15 protein-coding genes are annotated in these 14,067 nt (G+C 72.2%); 9 read left to right on the forward strand and 6 right to left on the reverse strand.

Annotation, left to right across the window (positions count from 1 at the left end; translation table 11 throughout):
* Nucleotides 1–51 precede the first annotated feature (51 nt).
* From ACIPSA_RS40245 to ACIPSA_RS40255, 3 genes are read left to right on the forward strand one after another with little or no spacing between them, the layout of a single operon-like run.
* Nucleotides 52–1,014: an AraC family transcriptional regulator gene (locus ACIPSA_RS40245; RefSeq protein ID WP_402644305.1), complete on the forward strand. Its 963-nt coding sequence runs from the start codon at nt 52–54 to the stop codon at nt 1,012–1,014.
* Nucleotides 915–1,694: an AzlC family ABC transporter permease gene (locus tag ACIPSA_RS40250; RefSeq protein ID WP_402644307.1), complete on the forward strand. Its 780-nt coding sequence runs from the start codon at nt 915–917 to the stop codon at nt 1,692–1,694. Before ACIPSA_RS40245 ends, ACIPSA_RS40250 begins: the two co-directional genes overlap by 100 nt.
* A complete protein-coding gene (locus tag ACIPSA_RS40255; RefSeq protein WP_402644310.1) occupies nt 1,691–1,999 on the forward strand; it encodes an AzlD domain-containing protein in 309 nt (102 codons plus the stop codon). The genes ACIPSA_RS40250 and ACIPSA_RS40255 overlap by 4 nt, the downstream gene beginning before the upstream one ends.
* A gap of 12 nt (nt 2,000–2,011) precedes the next feature.
* Here the strand turns inward: ACIPSA_RS40255 and ACIPSA_RS40260 are convergent, their stop codons facing one another.
* Nucleotides 2,012–2,956, reverse strand: a complete 945-nt coding sequence (locus ACIPSA_RS40260; RefSeq protein WP_402644312.1) for a hypothetical protein — start codon at nt 2,954–2,956, stop codon at nt 2,012–2,014.
* An 80-nt stretch (nt 2,957–3,036) separates the two neighbouring features.
* Between ACIPSA_RS40260 and ACIPSA_RS40265 the strand changes: the two genes are divergently transcribed.
* Both ACIPSA_RS40265 and ACIPSA_RS40270 read left to right on the forward strand, forming a co-directional pair.
* Nucleotides 3,037–3,231, forward strand: coding sequence for a DUF3046 domain-containing protein (locus ACIPSA_RS40265; protein ID WP_402644315.1), 195 nt, complete (start codon nt 3,037–3,039; stop codon nt 3,229–3,231).
* Between the two features lie 60 nt (nt 3,232–3,291).
* Nucleotides 3,292–4,575 (forward strand): AI-2E family transporter, encoded by a 1,284-nt coding sequence (locus tag ACIPSA_RS40270; protein WP_402644317.1) that lies wholly within the window; start codon nt 3,292–3,294, stop codon nt 4,573–4,575.
* A gap of 56 nt (nt 4,576–4,631) precedes the next feature.
* Here ACIPSA_RS40270 and ACIPSA_RS40275 read toward each other — a convergent pair whose 3' ends face one another.
* Nucleotides 4,632–5,387 (reverse strand): hypothetical protein, encoded by a 756-nt coding sequence (locus ACIPSA_RS40275; RefSeq protein WP_402644320.1) that lies wholly within the window; start codon nt 5,385–5,387, stop codon nt 4,632–4,634.
* 302 nt (nt 5,388–5,689) lie between these two features.
* On the opposite strand from ACIPSA_RS40275, the gene recA reads away from it, so the two are divergent.
* From recA to ACIPSA_RS40295, 4 genes are all read left to right on the forward strand, one after another.
* A complete protein-coding gene (recA, locus tag ACIPSA_RS40280) occupies nt 5,690–6,814 on the forward strand; it encodes a recombinase RecA (protein WP_402644322.1) in 1,125 nt (374 codons plus the stop codon).
* 3 nt (nt 6,815–6,817) lie between these two features.
* Nucleotides 6,818–7,678, forward strand: a complete 861-nt coding sequence (recX, locus tag ACIPSA_RS40285) for a recombination regulator RecX (protein WP_402644324.1) — start codon at nt 6,818–6,820, stop codon at nt 7,676–7,678.
* Nucleotides 7,679–7,841: 163 nt separating this feature from the next.
* Nucleotides 7,842–8,453, forward strand: a complete 612-nt coding sequence (locus tag ACIPSA_RS40290; protein WP_402644327.1) for an ArsR/SmtB family transcription factor — start codon at nt 7,842–7,844, stop codon at nt 8,451–8,453.
* Nucleotides 8,453–10,981, forward strand: coding sequence for an FtsX-like permease family protein (locus ACIPSA_RS40295; RefSeq protein WP_402644329.1), 2,529 nt, complete (start codon nt 8,453–8,455; stop codon nt 10,979–10,981). Before ACIPSA_RS40290 ends, ACIPSA_RS40295 begins: the two co-directional genes overlap by 1 nt.
* 76 nt (nt 10,982–11,057) lie before the next feature.
* On the opposite strand, the gene ACIPSA_RS40300 is transcribed toward ACIPSA_RS40295, so the two are convergent.
* From ACIPSA_RS40300 to ACIPSA_RS40315, 4 genes are all read right to left on the reverse strand, one after another.
* Nucleotides 11,058–11,459 carry a rhodanese-like domain-containing protein gene (locus ACIPSA_RS40300; protein ID WP_402644331.1) on the reverse strand — a complete coding sequence of 134 codons (402 nt, stop codon included), beginning with the start codon at nt 11,457–11,459 and terminating at the stop codon, nt 11,058–11,060.
* Complete coding sequence (locus tag ACIPSA_RS40305) at nt 11,456–11,995, reverse strand: cysteine dioxygenase (protein ID WP_402644333.1); 540 nt, start codon at nt 11,993–11,995, stop codon at nt 11,456–11,458. The genes ACIPSA_RS40300 and ACIPSA_RS40305 overlap by 4 nt, the downstream gene beginning before the upstream one ends.
* A 100-nt stretch (nt 11,996–12,095) precedes the next feature.
* Nucleotides 12,096–12,209 (reverse strand): putative leader peptide, encoded by a 114-nt coding sequence (locus tag ACIPSA_RS40310; RefSeq protein WP_402644334.1) that lies wholly within the window; start codon nt 12,207–12,209, stop codon nt 12,096–12,098.
* A 51-nt stretch (nt 12,210–12,260) separates the two neighbouring features.
* Nucleotides 12,261–13,892 carry an FAD-dependent monooxygenase gene (locus tag ACIPSA_RS40315; protein ID WP_402644335.1) on the reverse strand — a complete coding sequence of 544 codons (1,632 nt, stop codon included), beginning with the start codon at nt 13,890–13,892 and terminating at the stop codon, nt 12,261–12,263.
* Nucleotides 13,893–14,067: the final 175 nt, after the last annotated feature.

Here is a 14,067-nt window from a genome sequence, read left to right on the forward strand (position 1 = left end):
GCGCACGGTGGTAGCAGCGGTGGGTCAGCCGGTGTGGGGGAGAATGACCTCATGGCGGGTTCGGGTGAGCTGGCGCGGCACTGGCGGTACGACGAGCTGCCCGGCGTCGACCTGTTGCGGGCCCGGTACATCCGCAAAACCTTCGTCCGGCACACCCACGAGAACTTCGTGATAGCCGCCATCGCCGACGGCGTGGAGGTCTTCCACCACCGCGGGACCGATGTCCACGTGGGTGCGGGAGCGCTCGCACTGGTCAATCCGGACACCCCGCACACCGGTCGGGCGGGCGTTCCGGAGGGGTGGCGTTACGGGGCGGTCTACCCGTCGCCCGAGGTGGTGGGAGCCATCGCGGCCGAGACCACCACGATCCGCGGCACCCCCGGCTTCGTCAGTCCCATGCTCGACGATCCGTACACCGTCGGCCTGGTGCACCAGGTGCTGCGTGCCGCCGACGAGGGCAACGCGCTCGCCGCCGACACGCTGTTGCGGGTGGCCGTGACCAGACTGCTGCGGCTCAACGGCGGGCCGCTGCCGCGCCGCGTGGTGCGCACCGCCGGGACCCGTGTCGCGGCACGCGCGCGTGCCGTGCTGGAGGAGCGCATGACGGAGCCTCCCACGCTGGAGCGGCTGGCCGCCGACCTGGGGACCAGCCCCTTCGCGCTGCTGCGGGCGTTCCGTCACGCCTACGGCATGCCGCCCCACACCTGGCTGACCGACGCCCGCGTGCGCCGGGCACGGCGCCTGCTGGACACCGGGACCACGCCCGCGGAGGCGGCCGTCGCCGTCGGGTTCACCGACCAGCCCCACCTCAACCGGCACTTCGCCCGGATCGTCGGCGTGCCTCCAGGGGCCTACCAGCGCGAGCGCAAGAACGTACAAGACCCGAAGCGGCGACCGGCCGTAGCGTCCGACGCGTGGCAGAACAGACAGCTCTCGCAGACATACGCGCCGACGACGGAGGGAAACCGGACGCCGCCGTCGTACGGGACGCCCTCGGGGTCGGGGTCGCCGTAGGACTGTCCGGGTTCGCCTTCGGGGTGACCTCGGCCGGCAGCGGGCTGAGCCTGCTGCAGACCTGTGCGCTCAGCCTCCTGGTGTTCACCGGAGCCTCGCAGTTCGCCCTGGTGGGGGCGCTGGCCGCCGGGGGCAGCCCGCTCACGGCGGCCGCGGGTGCCTTCTTCCTCGGCGTGCGCAACGCGTTCTACGGGCTGCGTCTTTCACAGTTGCTCGCGCTCCCGCGCGCGGTGCGGCCGTTGGCCGCCCAGTGGGTGATCGACGAGACGACGGCCGTGGCGCTGGCGCAGCCGACCCGGCGCGCGGTGCGGATCGGCTTCACCGTCACAGGGCTCTGCCTGTACCTGCTGTGGAACCTCACCACGCTGCTCGGCGCCCTGGGAGCCAAGGCCATCGGCGACACCGAGGCGTGGGGTCTCGACGCGGCCGGACCCGCTGTGTTCCTGGCGCTGCTCGCCCCCATGGTGAAGACCACCACCGAGCGCGCTGTCGCGGGCCTGGCGGTGCTGCTCGGACTCGGCCTGCTGCCTGTCCTGCCTGCCGGCGTGCCCGTTCTGGTGGCCGCGCTCGCGGCGCCGCTCGCGCTGTGGGCGGAGGGCCGTCGCAGAGGCCGTACCCGACACGATGCACCCGACGACGTACCAGCCGTACCCGACGACGTACCAGGGGAAGACCGTTGAACACCTGGATCGCGATCGGTGCGACCGCCCTCGGCTGCTACGCCGTCAAGCTCGCCGGACTGCTCGTGCCCGCGGGCGCCCTGGAGCGGCCGCTGGTCAAACGGCTCGCCGCCCTGCTGCCCGTCGCCCTCCTCGCCGCCCTCACGGCCCAGCAGACGTTCGCCGACGGGCACGCGCTCGTGCTGGACGCCCGGGCAGCGGGGCTCACGGCCGCCGCCGTGGCGCTGGTGCTGCGCGCCCCGTTCCTGCTCGTCGTCGCGGCGGCCGTGCTGGTGACGGCGGCAGTGCGGGCCGTCGGAGGATGACGGCGCCCCGGCTCAGCCCACGAACCGGCCGTACGCCCCGAGCGTGCGCAGGGCCTCGATCGTCACCATGGGGCGGGCCTCCAGGGCCGTGCCGGGCGCCCACTGACGCCAGCGGACGGGCCACCCCCCGTCCTCCTGCTGTTCCGCGGCGAGGAAGTCCAGGGAGCGCGCCATCTCGTCGTCCGTGAACCACGCGCGCGCGAGGGACTGCGGTGTCCTGGCGAAGTCGTGCGGGAAGTGGTGCTCGCCCGGGGCGTAACCGGGCGCGACCGGGTACTTCTCGAGGAGTTCCGGATCCAGCGCCGCGAGCCGGTGCTCGCGGACCAGGCGGCCCAGTCGGTCCGCGGCGGCCTTCGCGCGCGGGCGGTCGGGCGCGGAGTCCAGGAAGGCCACGGCGGCCTCGACCTCGTAGGGGTGGGACTTCTCCAGGGCCTCCACGGCCTGCCAGCAGAAGTCGGTGGCTCGGAACAGCCAGGCGTGCCACACCTCGTTGCGGTGCAGCAGGCCCACCACCGGCCCGGTGGCCAGGAGCTCGCTGGGCGGGTCGTCCACGATCGGGATGAACGGGGCCGCCGGGTAGCCGCGCTGGCTGGGATGGATCGCCGGCAGGGCGCCGTCCAGGGTGGAGACGGACGTCAGATAGCGGCACACGCGTTCCACCCGCTGCCCGCCGCACCGTCCGATGGCGTCCAGGACGCGCAGCGCGTGGCCGGTGTGCAACGGCTGGCTCACCGGGCCGCGCAGATCGGGTTCGAGCGCGTGGCCGTATCCGCCGTCCTCGTTGCGGTACGCGTCCAGCGCCGTCTCCACCGGATCGGCGCCGCCGTTCAGGAAGTGGAAGGCGAAGAGACGCTGCTCCAGCACGCGCGCGGTGAGCCAGATGAACTGTCCGGCGCGGAACAGCGGGGAACGCGCCGCGGACGCAGGGGGGCGTGGGGAAGCTCCTGTTTCGGGCATGCGTCAGACCGTAGGACGGAAAGCGGTCTCGGCAAGCGGTCCCCGGCAGGCCCCACCCTCAGGGGCGGGATACTGGTGTCATGCGGTTGACGGTCTTCTGGCAGCGGATGGTGGAACACTTCGGCTCGGGGTACGCCGACACCTTCGCGCGCGATCACGTGATGACGGAGCTCGGCGGGCGTACGGTGCACGAGGCGCTGGACGCCGGCTGGGACGCCAAGGACGTGTGGCGGGTGGTCTGCACCGTCATGAACGTGCCGGGGGAGAGGCGCTGACCGGTCACGAAGATCACAGGGCGGCAGCGGGTTGTCAGCGGCGTGGGCGAGACTTGCACCGTGGCACCCACTGACGACACCGGGCAGATCGCCCAGCACACATCCCCTTTCGGTACGACGCCGCCCGTCCGGCCCCCGGTCGAGAGCGCAGCCGGGCCGGGCGCCCGCATGCCGCGCTGGCTGCCGCGCGCCATGGTGCTCGCGCTCGCCCTCGTCGCCGTGTTCCAGCTCGGCAGCTGGGCCTTCCACCAACTGACCGGCCTGCTGATCAACATACTCATCGCGTTCTTCCTGGCCCTCGCGATAGAGCCCGCGGTGAGCTGGATGGCCGCCCGCGGAATGCGCAGGGGGGTCGCCACCTTCCTGGTCTTCCTCGGCCTGGTGATCGTGACAGCCGGTTTCGTCACACTGCTGGGCTCGATGCTCGCGGGTCAGATCGTCAAGATGGTCGAGGGCTTCCCCGGCTACCTCGACTCGCTGATCAACTGGGTCAACCAGACGTTCCACACCGACCTCAGACGCGTGGACGTCCAGGAGGGACTGCTCCACTCCGACTGGCTGCGCAAGTACGCGCAGACCAGCGCCGCCGGTGTGCTCGACGTCTCCGCCCAGGTGCTCGGCGGTCTGTTCCGGCTGCTGACGATCACGCTCTTCTCGTTCTACTTCGCCGCCGACGGGCCGCGACTGCGCCGCGCCATCTGCTCCGTCCTGCCGCCCGCCCGTCAGGCCGAGGTGCTGCGCGCGTGGGAGATCGCCGTCGACAAGACCGGCGGCTACCTCTACTCGCGCGGCCTCATGGCGCTCGTCTCCGGTATCGCGCACTACATCCTGCTCGAGGCGCTCGGCGTGCCGTACGCGCCCGTGCTGGGCGTCTGGGTGGGACTGGTCTCGCAGTTCATCCCCACCATCGGCACGTATCTCGCGGGCGCGCTGCCCATGCTCATCGCCTTCACGGTGAACCCGTGGTACGCGGTGTGGGTGCTGGTCTTCGTCGTGGTCTACCAGCAGTTCGAGAACTATGTGCTGCAGCCCAAGCTGACCTCGAAGACCGTCGACATCCACCCCGCGGTCGCCTTCGGGTCGGTCATCGCGGGCACCGCGCTGCTCGGTGCGGTCGGCGCCCTGATCGCCATCCCTGCGGTCGCCACGCTGCAGGCCTTCCTGGGCGCGTACGTGAAGCGGTACGACGTCACGGACGACCCCCGGGTGAACGGGCACCGCAGAGCCGGGGCGGGCGGCCCCGGCCTGCTCACGCGTGCGCGGGGACTGTGGGTGGGGCGGCCCGGGGCGGGGGAACCCGCGCCGGTGGCCCCGCCAGTGGCCCCGGAGGAGGCCTCTTCCTGAGGCACGGGTCTTCCTGAGGCACGGGTCTTCCTGGGGCACGGGCGAGGCGCCGTTGCTCAGCACGTGAGCACCGCCCACAGCCCGGCACCTGCGACGGCGGCCGCGTAACAGGCGGCCGCGACGGCCACGATCCGCCGCCGCGCCCGCGCGCTCCACGACGTGCGGGACAGCAGCCACGCCAGCGCCGGCAGGACCACGACGGCGTGCAGGCTCACCCCGTGCAGCGGCTTGAGCGGGGCCGTCGAGTGGTACGCCGCCTCCTGGTGGCCGGTCCGGGTGAGCACCACCCCACGGGCGATCATCGCGGCGCCCGAGGCCAGCGCCACCAGCAGCGCCGCGAACCCGGAACGTACCGCCAGCGGCATGCCCGCCGGGCCCGTCGGCCGGTGCCGGAAGGACGCCACCGCGAAGACGGTGAGCAGCACCACCAGGACACCGCCGCCCACCGCGAGGGTCATGGACACAGCGGTGTCGAAGGGGGTCTCCATGTCGAGGTGCGCGGGCACCCCTCGCCACGCCTGAAGGGTGATGCCGCCGACCTCCACCACGCAGTCGGCGGCGAACACGACGAGCAGCACGGTGCGCAGCCGCTGCCCGACGCGCAGATACGACGTGACCCAGGTGACCGCGATCAGCGTCACACCGAAGGAGAGCCCGAAGGTGACGGGCTTGCGCCAGGAGACGGGACCGTCCCAGGGGCCGCCGTCGACGGCGAAAACCACCAGGTGCGCGAGACCGGAGAGGACGAGTGCCAGACCGGTCGCGTGACAGAGGCGTTCGACGGGGCGCGGTGTCTTCGTGGCCATGAGCATGGCCCCAAGGCTCCCGAGAGCCTCCCGCACGGTCGTCGTCCGGCCGGAGACACCTGACGTACACCGCGAGGAGTAGACGAGGAGCCAGCCTCGGAAGTGCTGGGTGGTGCGCTTGACACGAAAATCGAACATCTATTCTTATGGAGGTTCAGGCGAGGCTCTCGACGGGGATTTCGACACGGTTTGGGTGGAGAAGTGCCCGAGTTATCCACAGGCCAGGCCGGCGTCGGGGCGCATTGTCAGTGGCAGGCGTTAGCGTCTTTGACGTGAAGCGATCGACTCAAGCAAACCGGGTGGAACCCATGGCAGGAACCGACCGCGAGAAGGCGCTCGACGCCGCGCTCGCACAGATTGAACGGCAATTCGGCAAGGGCGCGGTCATGCGCATGGGCGAGCGGCCGAGGGAGCCCATCGAGGTCATCCCGACCGGGTCGACCGCGCTCGACGTGGCCCTGGGTGTCGGAGGTCTGCCGCGCGGCCGCGTCGTGGAGGTCTACGGCCCGGAGTCCTCAGGTAAGACGACCCTGACCCTGCACGCCGTGGCGAACGCGCAGAAGGCCGGCGGCCAGGTCGCGTTCGTGGACGCGGAGCACGCCCTCGACCCCGAGTACGCGCGCAAGCTCGGCGTCGACATCGACAACCTCATCCTCTCCCAGCCCGACAACGGCGAGCAGGCCCTGGAGATCGTGGACATGCTGGTCCGCTCCGGCGCCCTCGACCTCATCGTCATCGACTCCGTCGCCGCGCTCGTCCCGCGCGCGGAGATCGAGGGCGAGATGGGCGACAGCCACGTCGGTCTGCAGGCCCGCCTGATGAGCCAGGCCCTGCGGAAGATCACCAGCGCGCTCAACCAGTCGAAGACCACCGCGATCTTCATCAACCAGCTCCGCGAGAAGATCGGCGTGATGTTCGGCTCCCCGGAGACCACGACCGGTGGCCGGGCGCTGAAGTTCTACGCCTCGGTGCGCATCGACATCCGCCGCATCGAGACCCTGAAGGACGGCACGGAGGCGGTCGGCAACCGCACCCGCTGCAAGGTCGTGAAGAACAAGGTCGCGCCGCCCTTCAAGCAGGCCGAGTTCGACATCCTCTACGGCCAGGGCATCAGCCGTGAGGGCGGTCTGATCGACATGGGCGTGGAGCACGGCTTCGTCCGCAAGGCCGGCGCCTGGTACACGTACGAGGGCGACCAGCTCGGCCAGGGCAAGGAGAACGCCCGCAACTTCCTCAAGGACAACCCCGACCTGGCCAACGAGATCGAGAAGAAGATCAAGGAGAAGCTGGGCGTCGGCGTGCGGCCGGAGGAGCCCACCGCGGAGCCGGGCGCCGACGCGGCGGTCACGGCCGGCACGGACGCCGAGAAGACGGCGCCCGCCCCGGCAGCGGGCAAGGCCACCAAGCCCAAGGCCGCCGCAGCCAAGAGCTGACCCGTGACACGACGAACCGACTGGGCCGAGTACGCGCACCCCGACGTTCCGCGGGAGCGGCGGGGTAGAGACGGCGCGGGTCCTGCCTGGCCGGGCGACACTCCGGGCGACGACGGCGCCTTCGGAGACACCGGGCCGTACGGGGGTGACGGGTCGTACGGGGGCGATCCGGGCCACGACTCGGACGATCCGTACGGCGACGAGCCGCGTGGCGGTTCGCGGCGCGGTGGTCGTGGGACGCGTGCCCGCGGCGGCTCGCGCGGACGTCGCGGGCGCGGTGGCTTCGGTGAGGCGTCCGGTGCGGCGCCTGATGAGGACGGGGGCTCCTTCTCCTCGTCGAGGGCCGAGAAGGAGGAGCACCCGGGGGACCCGGCTGAGCGGGCGCGGGCGATCTGCCTGCGCCTGCTCACCGGGACCCCGCGCACGCGGAAACAACTCGAGGACGCCCTGCGCAAGCGGGAGATCCCGGACGACGTGGCGGAGGAGGCGCTGTCACGGTTCGAGGAGGTCGGCCTGATCGACGACAGCGCGTTCGCCGACGCCTGGGTGGAGTCCCGTCATCACGGGCGGGGGCTGGCCCGGCGTGCGCTCGCGCGTGAACTGCGGACCAAAGGCGTCGACTCGACGCTGATCGACGAGGCCGTCGCCCAGCTCGACTCCGAGCAGGAGGAGACGACCGCCCGCGAACTCGTCGCCCGCAAGCTGCGCTCCACCCGCGGCCTAGACCGTGACAAGCGGATACGGCGTCTCGCGGGCATGCTCGCCCGCAAGGGTTACACCGAGGGCATGGCCCTGCGGGTGGTCCGGCAGGCCCTGGAAGAGGAGGGCGAGGACACGGAGTTCCTCGACGGCGGGGAATTCTGACCCGCCAACAGCTCCCGGACAGGCCGGTCCTCTTCGATACGCCGAGCGTTCGCGCCGTCGCGGGCGGCGCCGGACTTCCACGGACGGGGTGGGGCTAACCCCCCTTCGAAGACGCCGGGCCACCGCAATGCACAGGCACCTGTGCACAGACGACTGTGTACGCATGCCCGTACCGCCCGCTCCCGTGGAGCTCTCCGACCTCGCCGCGCTCAAGGCGCTCAGCCACCCGCGTCGGCAGCGCGTGCTCCAGCACCTGACCGTGCACGGCCCGGCGACCTCCGCCACCCTCGCCCGGGCACTGGGCCTGAACACCGGCTCGACCAGCTACCACCTGCGCGAACTCGCCCGATACGGCTTCGTGGAGGAGACCGCCACGGCGACAGGCCACGGCCGGGAACGCTGGTGGCGGGCCGTCCCCGGCGATCTGCGCTTCCCGCCGCGAAACCGGCAGAGCGCCGAACTGCGGCACGTCATGGACGAGCTGAACCATCACGCCTACGCCGCCGATCTGGAACTGTACGAGCGGCTCCAGCGGGCCGCGGACGACGGGGACCCGTGGGCGGACGCCTTCCCCTACTCACGCGGCACCATCCGGCTGACGCTGCCCGAACTCCGTGAGTTCTTCGAGGAGTACATCGCCCTCCTCAACCGCTACAAGCGCCCCGAGGCCGACACCCCGCCCGGCGCCCGCACCGTGCTCACGCGCCTCCTCGCCTTCCCTGCCCCGGGCAACCACAACACCCGGACGGACATCAGAAAAGAGACCCGGTCCTGATGATGCTGCGCTACGCCCTCAAGACCGTCCGCGCCCGCAAGGCCGGATTCCTCGGCGCCTTCCTCGCCCTGATGTGCGCGGCGGCACTCATCACCGCCTGCGGCACCCTCCTCGACACCGGCCTGCGCGGCACGATCCGCACCGAGCGCTACGCGGCGGCCCCCGTCGTGGTCTCCGCCGACCAGAACGTCCACCAGACCACCGTCAAGCACAAGAAGGGCAAGACCAAGGTCAAACACAAGGCGAAACCCATCGCCGAACGCGCCTGGCTCCCGGCCCGCCTCAGGAACACCCTCGCCCACACCCCCGGCGTCGCCCGGGTCATACCCGAACTGACCTTCCTCGCCGAGCCGTTGACCCCGGCCGGCACCGGGGGCCACACCGCCTACGGACACGCCTGGGAATCCGCCGCCCTCACGCCGTACCGGCTCACCGCGGGCACCGCCCCCAAGGCCGCAACCGACCTCGTCATCGACCGCTACCTGGCCGCACGCGCCCACCTCCAGCCCGGCGACCACCTCACCGTGCAGTCGACGCGGTCCCCACGCAGCTACCGGATCTCCGGAATCGCCGCTCCGGCCACGGACGTACGCCACCAGACGTCGCTGTTCTTCTCCGCCTCCGAGGCCCGCCGACTGGCCGCGCACCCCGGACAGGTGACCGCCTACGGCGTGCTCCCCGCCAAGGGCACGGACCCGGACCGGCTGCGACAGGCGGTGGCGCGAGCACTGCGTGGCACCACCGCTCAGGTCAGCAGCGGGGACGCCCGCGGGCCCGTCGAGTTCCTGGACGCGGCCGCGGCCCGGACCCGGCTGGTCAGCATGGGCGGCGCGATGGGCGGAACCTCGCTGCTCGTGGCCGTTCTTGTGGTCGTCGGCACCTTCACGCTCTCCGTCCAGCAGCGCCACCGGGAACTCGCCCTGCTCCGCGCCATCGCCGCCACGTCCGGTCAGATCCGCAAGCTGCTCGGCCGCGAGGCCCTGGTCGTCGGTGCGGCCGCGGGCACGGTCGGCGCACTCCTCGGGCTTCCTCTGGGCGGCTGGCTGCACTCCAGGTTCGTGGCCCTGGGCGCCGTGCCCGCCACGCTTCAGCACAGCGTCAGCGTCTTCCCACCACTCGCTGCCGTCGCCGCGACCCTGTTCGGGGCGTGGGCAGCGGCCCGCGTCGCCTCTCGCCGGGTTGCCCGGATCCGCCCCGCCGAGGCTCTGGCCGAAGCCAGGGCCGAGTGTGCCCGGATCGCCTGGGGGCGGCTCGCCGCCGGTCTGCTGCTGCTCGCCGGCGGAGTCGTCCTCGTCGTCGTCCTCACCTCCCTGCGCACCGAGCCCGCCTCGACTCCCGTGACCTTCCTCGCCGTCGTGGTCCTCTCGTCCTCCGTCGCCCTCCTCGGTCCCCTGCTGATCAAGGCGGCCGCGCTGCTGCTCGCCGGCCCGCTGCGTCTCATCGGCCACGGCGGCCGGCTCGCCACCGCCAACCTGCGCGGCAACGCCGCCCGGATGGCCTCCGTCGTCACCCCCCTCACTCTGCTCATCGGCATGACCTGCACCGTCCTGTTCGTCCAGTCGACCCTCGGCGACGCCGCCCGGACCCAGGCGCGCGAAGGCGTCACCGCGGACTGGGTCGTCGCCGCCCAGGGGCCGGGCGTCCCGGCCGAGGCCGCACGGCAGCTGCGTACTCACCACGACGCCGTCACCGAAGTGGTCCGCACGACCGTCCGCGTGGGCCTGGACAAGTACGCAGCCCAGGGCGTCACTCCCGCGGGCCTCACCCGCACCTGGGACCCGAAGGTCACCGCCGGCTCCCTCGACCGGCTCACCGAGAGCACGATCGCCGTCAGCGAACTTGCCGCGGATCAGCACCACTTGAAGCCCGGCAACACCCTGAAGCTCACGCTCGGCGACGGCACGCCCGCCACGCTCACCGTCGCCGCCGTCTACGCCAGGGGTCTCGGCTTCGGGGACATCACCTTCGCGCACGACCTCGTCGCCCACCACGTCGACAACCCGCTCGCCTCCTCCGTCCTCGTCAGCACGACCCGTACACAGACACAACTCTCGACTACTCTGCGTGAGTTCCCGGGGCTCCGGATTCTTTCCCCGGCCGCCGCCGACTCGCTCCAGGCCGACCGGCAACAGGCGAACGCCGAGGTGAACTATCTGGCCATGGGGCTCGTCCTGGCCTTCACGGCCATCGCAGTGGTCAACACGCTCGCCATGTCGGTCGCCGAACGCGTCAGGGAGTTCGCGCTGCTCCGCCTGGCCGGGGCGACGCGTCGCCAGGTACTCCGGATGCTGCGCACCGAGGCGCTGTCGGTCCTGCTCCTCGCCACGGCGCTCGGCAGCGGTATCGCCCTCGCGGTGCTGACCGCGTTCGGCGTCGGCATGACGGGCCGGGCCGCCCCCACGGTCACGCCGCTGCCGTACGTCACCGTCGTCGGGGTCGCCGCCCTCCTCGCCCTCGTGGCCACCGCCCTCCCGGGGCGTGCGGCGCTCAGGGTGCGCGCGGTGACGGTGGCGACAGCGAAGGACTAACTACCAGCACCGCCGCGAAGCAGTGGCACTGCCGCTCAGGCCCCACACACCCCGGGGGCCTGAGCGGACAGGCGCGTCACGACGTTACCGGCAGTCCCGCCGCCTTCCACGCCTGGAAGCCGCCGACCAGGTCCGTCGCCCGGTGCAGGCCCAGTCGGTGCAGGGATTCCGCCGCCAGGCTGGACGCGTAGCCCTCGTTGCAGATGACCACGACGTGCAGGTCGTGGCTGGTGGCCTCCGGGGCGCGATGGCTGCCCCGGGGATCCAGGCGCCACTCCAGTTCGTTGCGCTCTACGACGAGCGCGCCGGGGATCAGCCCGTCCCGCTCGCGCAGGGCCGCGTACCGGATGTCGACCAGCAGGGCCTCGCCCGCCCGCGCCGCGTCGTACGCCTGCCGCGGTCCGATCCGCCGGTAGCCGGCGCGCACCCGCTCCAGCAGGTCGTCGATGCCCACCGGTCGTTCTTCCGTCCCGCTCACTGCCAGTCCTCCGGACGCTCGACCTGCTCCAGGCGCAGCGTCTGTCCGGTACGGCTGTAGCGGCGGATCTGCGGCAGGGGCGGGTAGTAGGCGTGGACGGAGATCGCGTGCCGGTCGGTTGACGCGTTGAGCACCTCGTGGACGTGGTGCCGGCCGAAGGAGCGGCCTTGCCCCGCCGGCAGGTGCCGTTCGCGGTCCACACCGTCGGCGAGCTCCAGGGTCTTCCAGCCGTCGGTGGGCAGCCGCGCGGCCAGCGAGTTCTCCTTGAGTTCGCCGGACGCGGTGAGGAAGGCGCCCACCGAGTCGGCGTGGTCGTGCCAGCCGGTGCCGGTGCCGGGTGGCCAGCCGATGAGCCAGGCCTCGCTGCCGCCGGGCCCGTCCAGCCGCACCCAGGTTCGGCCCTCCGGGTCGAGCGGGAGGGAGGCGATCAGCTCGGCGTCGGCGGCCGTACGCCGCACGAAGTCGAGGAGGTCCGCCTGCGTGGGCGCGGCAGCGGCCGTGAGGGCAGCGGCCGAGGGGGAGGGAGAGACAGACACGTACACCGTCCTGATGTGCGTTCGCTGAGGTGGCGCGCGACGACAGGGGAGCGGCGCGCGACGGGAAAGGAGGAGGGATTGTGAATTCAGCGATGCGAATTCAGCAGGACGAGCGACACACGCAGCCCGCATAGCGGACGAGGTCCATATGGACCCTCCGCCACAGGCGCACATCGGTGTCGGTCACGATCCGGAGTACACCATGCCGGTGCATACCGGTCAACCGGCAGTCGCCATGTGGACCGGAGGGTCACCACACGCACGGTCAACGCGCGCTGGAGCCCGCCCCGGCCCCGGCCTCTTCCTGCGCCTCCGCCTCCGTTTCCGCGTTCACCGCGCCGCCCAGCGTCGCCTCCGCCGCCGCGTACAGATCGGCCGGCCGGACCCCGCTCAGCGCGGTGACCAGGTGGCCGTCGGGGCGCACGAGCAGCACGGTGTGCGCCGGCGCGCCCGGGTACTCCTCGGCCACCAGCAACTCGGCAGGGTGCGGCAGCGCGGTCACCGCGGCGGCCAGCCGGGGCATGATCCCGGCGGTCACCCAGTGCTTGCGGTCCCATACGCCCGTACCCGGCGCGATCAGGACGACCAGCAGTGCGCCACGCCCGAGCCGGTCGTGCAGCCGTACGAAGGAACCGTCCTCCGCCGTGACCCGCACATCGGCCACCGGTGCTCCGGAGGGCGTGTCGACGGGGACCTCTCCCTCCAGGTGCCGGGGTGCGAGAGGTGAGTCGGCGTACGTCCCCGGCGCACCCAGCGCCCCGCGTCCCAGGTGACCGTCCGCGAGCAGCAGGTCGTGGCCCCGGGCCGAACCGGGGACGTACGAGCGCAGACCGCCGCCGCCGCGCAGCACCGGCAGTACCTGGTCGGCGGCGCGCAGCCGGCCCGCGACCACCGCGCGCCGCTCTGCCTGGTAGCTGTCCAGCAGTGCCTCGTGCGGGCCGTGGTGCCAGGCCACGGCCAGCTTCCAGGCGAGGTTGTCGGCGTCCCTGAGCCCTTCGTCCAGCCCCTGGGTGCCCAGCGATCCGAGCAGGTGCGCCGCGTCCCCGGCGAGGAAGACCCGGCCGGCGCGCCACCGGCGGGCGAGGCGGTGGTGCACCGTGTGGACTCCGGTGTCGAGGAGTTCGTACGCCGGCGTGGAGCCGTCCGTCCAGCCCGCGAGGGTCTCGCGGACCCGGGCCACCAGGAGTTCGGGCGTGACCAGGTCCTTGCCCGGCGGCAGCAGCCAGTCCAGACGCCACACGCCGTCCGGGAGGGGACGGGCGGTCACCTCCCCGGCCGAGGGCCCGGACGTCCGCCACGGCGGCATCCGATGGAGCAACGCCCGACCGGGCCACGGAAGTTCCACACGCAGCGCGGCGACGGCATGCCGCTCCACCGCCGTACGGCCGGGGAAGCGGATGTCCTGGAGCTTGCGCACGGTCGAGCGGGGGCCGTCGCAGCCGACCAGGTAACTGCCCCGCCACCACGTGCCCTTGGGGCCACGGGTGTGTGCGCTGACGCCGGAACGCTCCTGCTCGATCGCGTCGAGTCGGCTGTTCACGGCGATCCGGGCCAGCGGCTCGTCGGCGAGGGCGGCGCGCAGGGCGGCGGTCAGCACGTGCTGCGTCAGGTGCAGCGGGGCGGCTTCGGTGTCGTCGAAAACGATCTCGCGCATCACCTGCTTGCGCCGCAGCGACCGCCATCCGGCCCAGCGGACGCCCCGCTCGGCGAGCGGGACGCCGGTCAGCCGCTCCATCAGCGCCGCGGTGTCCTCGCGCAGCACGACCGTGCGTGCGGCGCGCGGTTCGTCCTTGCCGGGTCCCTCGTCGAGGACGACGGACGGCACCTCCTGACGGGCCAACGCCAGGGCGAGCGTGAGCCCGACGGGCCCCGCTCCGACGATGATCACCGGGTCCACGGCGTGGCGCCCCCTGCCCGCAGCTGTGCCCTGACGGACATGTGTGAACCAGAGGTTGGGGCAGGGTGCACGATCACAGAACGTATGCAACCCATTGGCGAGGTTTGCGTCAAGCGACGGAGGCGGTGGCGATCATGCCACTGCCTCCCGACGGATCACGCAGCTTGACTGTTCG

The sequence above is a fragment of the Streptomyces sp. NPDC086549 genome (genome assembly GCF_044746205.1).
Taxonomy (GTDB): domain Bacteria; phylum Actinomycetota; class Actinomycetes; order Streptomycetales; family Streptomycetaceae; genus Streptomyces.

Excerpts from the sequence above, each read along its gene's own strand:
- ACIPSA_RS40245 (WP_402644305.1), top strand. The coding sequence starts at position 52 with ATGGCGGGTTCGGGTGAGCTGGCGCGGCACTGGCGGTACGACGAGCTG.
- ACIPSA_RS40260 (WP_402644312.1), bottom strand. The coding sequence starts at position 2,956 with ATGCCCGAAACAGGAGCTTCCCCACGCCCCCCTGCGTCCGCGGCGCGT.
- ACIPSA_RS40265 (WP_402644315.1), top strand. The coding sequence starts at position 3,037 with ATGCGGTTGACGGTCTTCTGGCAGCGGATGGTGGAACACTTCGGCTCG.
- ACIPSA_RS40275 (WP_402644320.1), bottom strand. The coding sequence starts at position 5,387 with ATGCTCATGGCCACGAAGACACCGCGCCCCGTCGAACGCCTCTGTCAC.
- recA (WP_402644322.1), top strand. The coding sequence starts at position 5,690 with ATGGCAGGAACCGACCGCGAGAAGGCGCTCGACGCCGCGCTCGCACAG.
- ACIPSA_RS40290 (WP_402644327.1), top strand. The coding sequence starts at position 7,842 with ATGCCCGTACCGCCCGCTCCCGTGGAGCTCTCCGACCTCGCCGCGCTC.
- ACIPSA_RS40295 (WP_402644329.1), top strand. The coding sequence starts at position 8,453 with ATGATGCTGCGCTACGCCCTCAAGACCGTCCGCGCCCGCAAGGCCGGA.
- ACIPSA_RS40310 (WP_402644334.1), bottom strand. The coding sequence starts at position 12,209 with ATGCACCGGCATGGTGTACTCCGGATCGTGACCGACACCGATGTGCGC.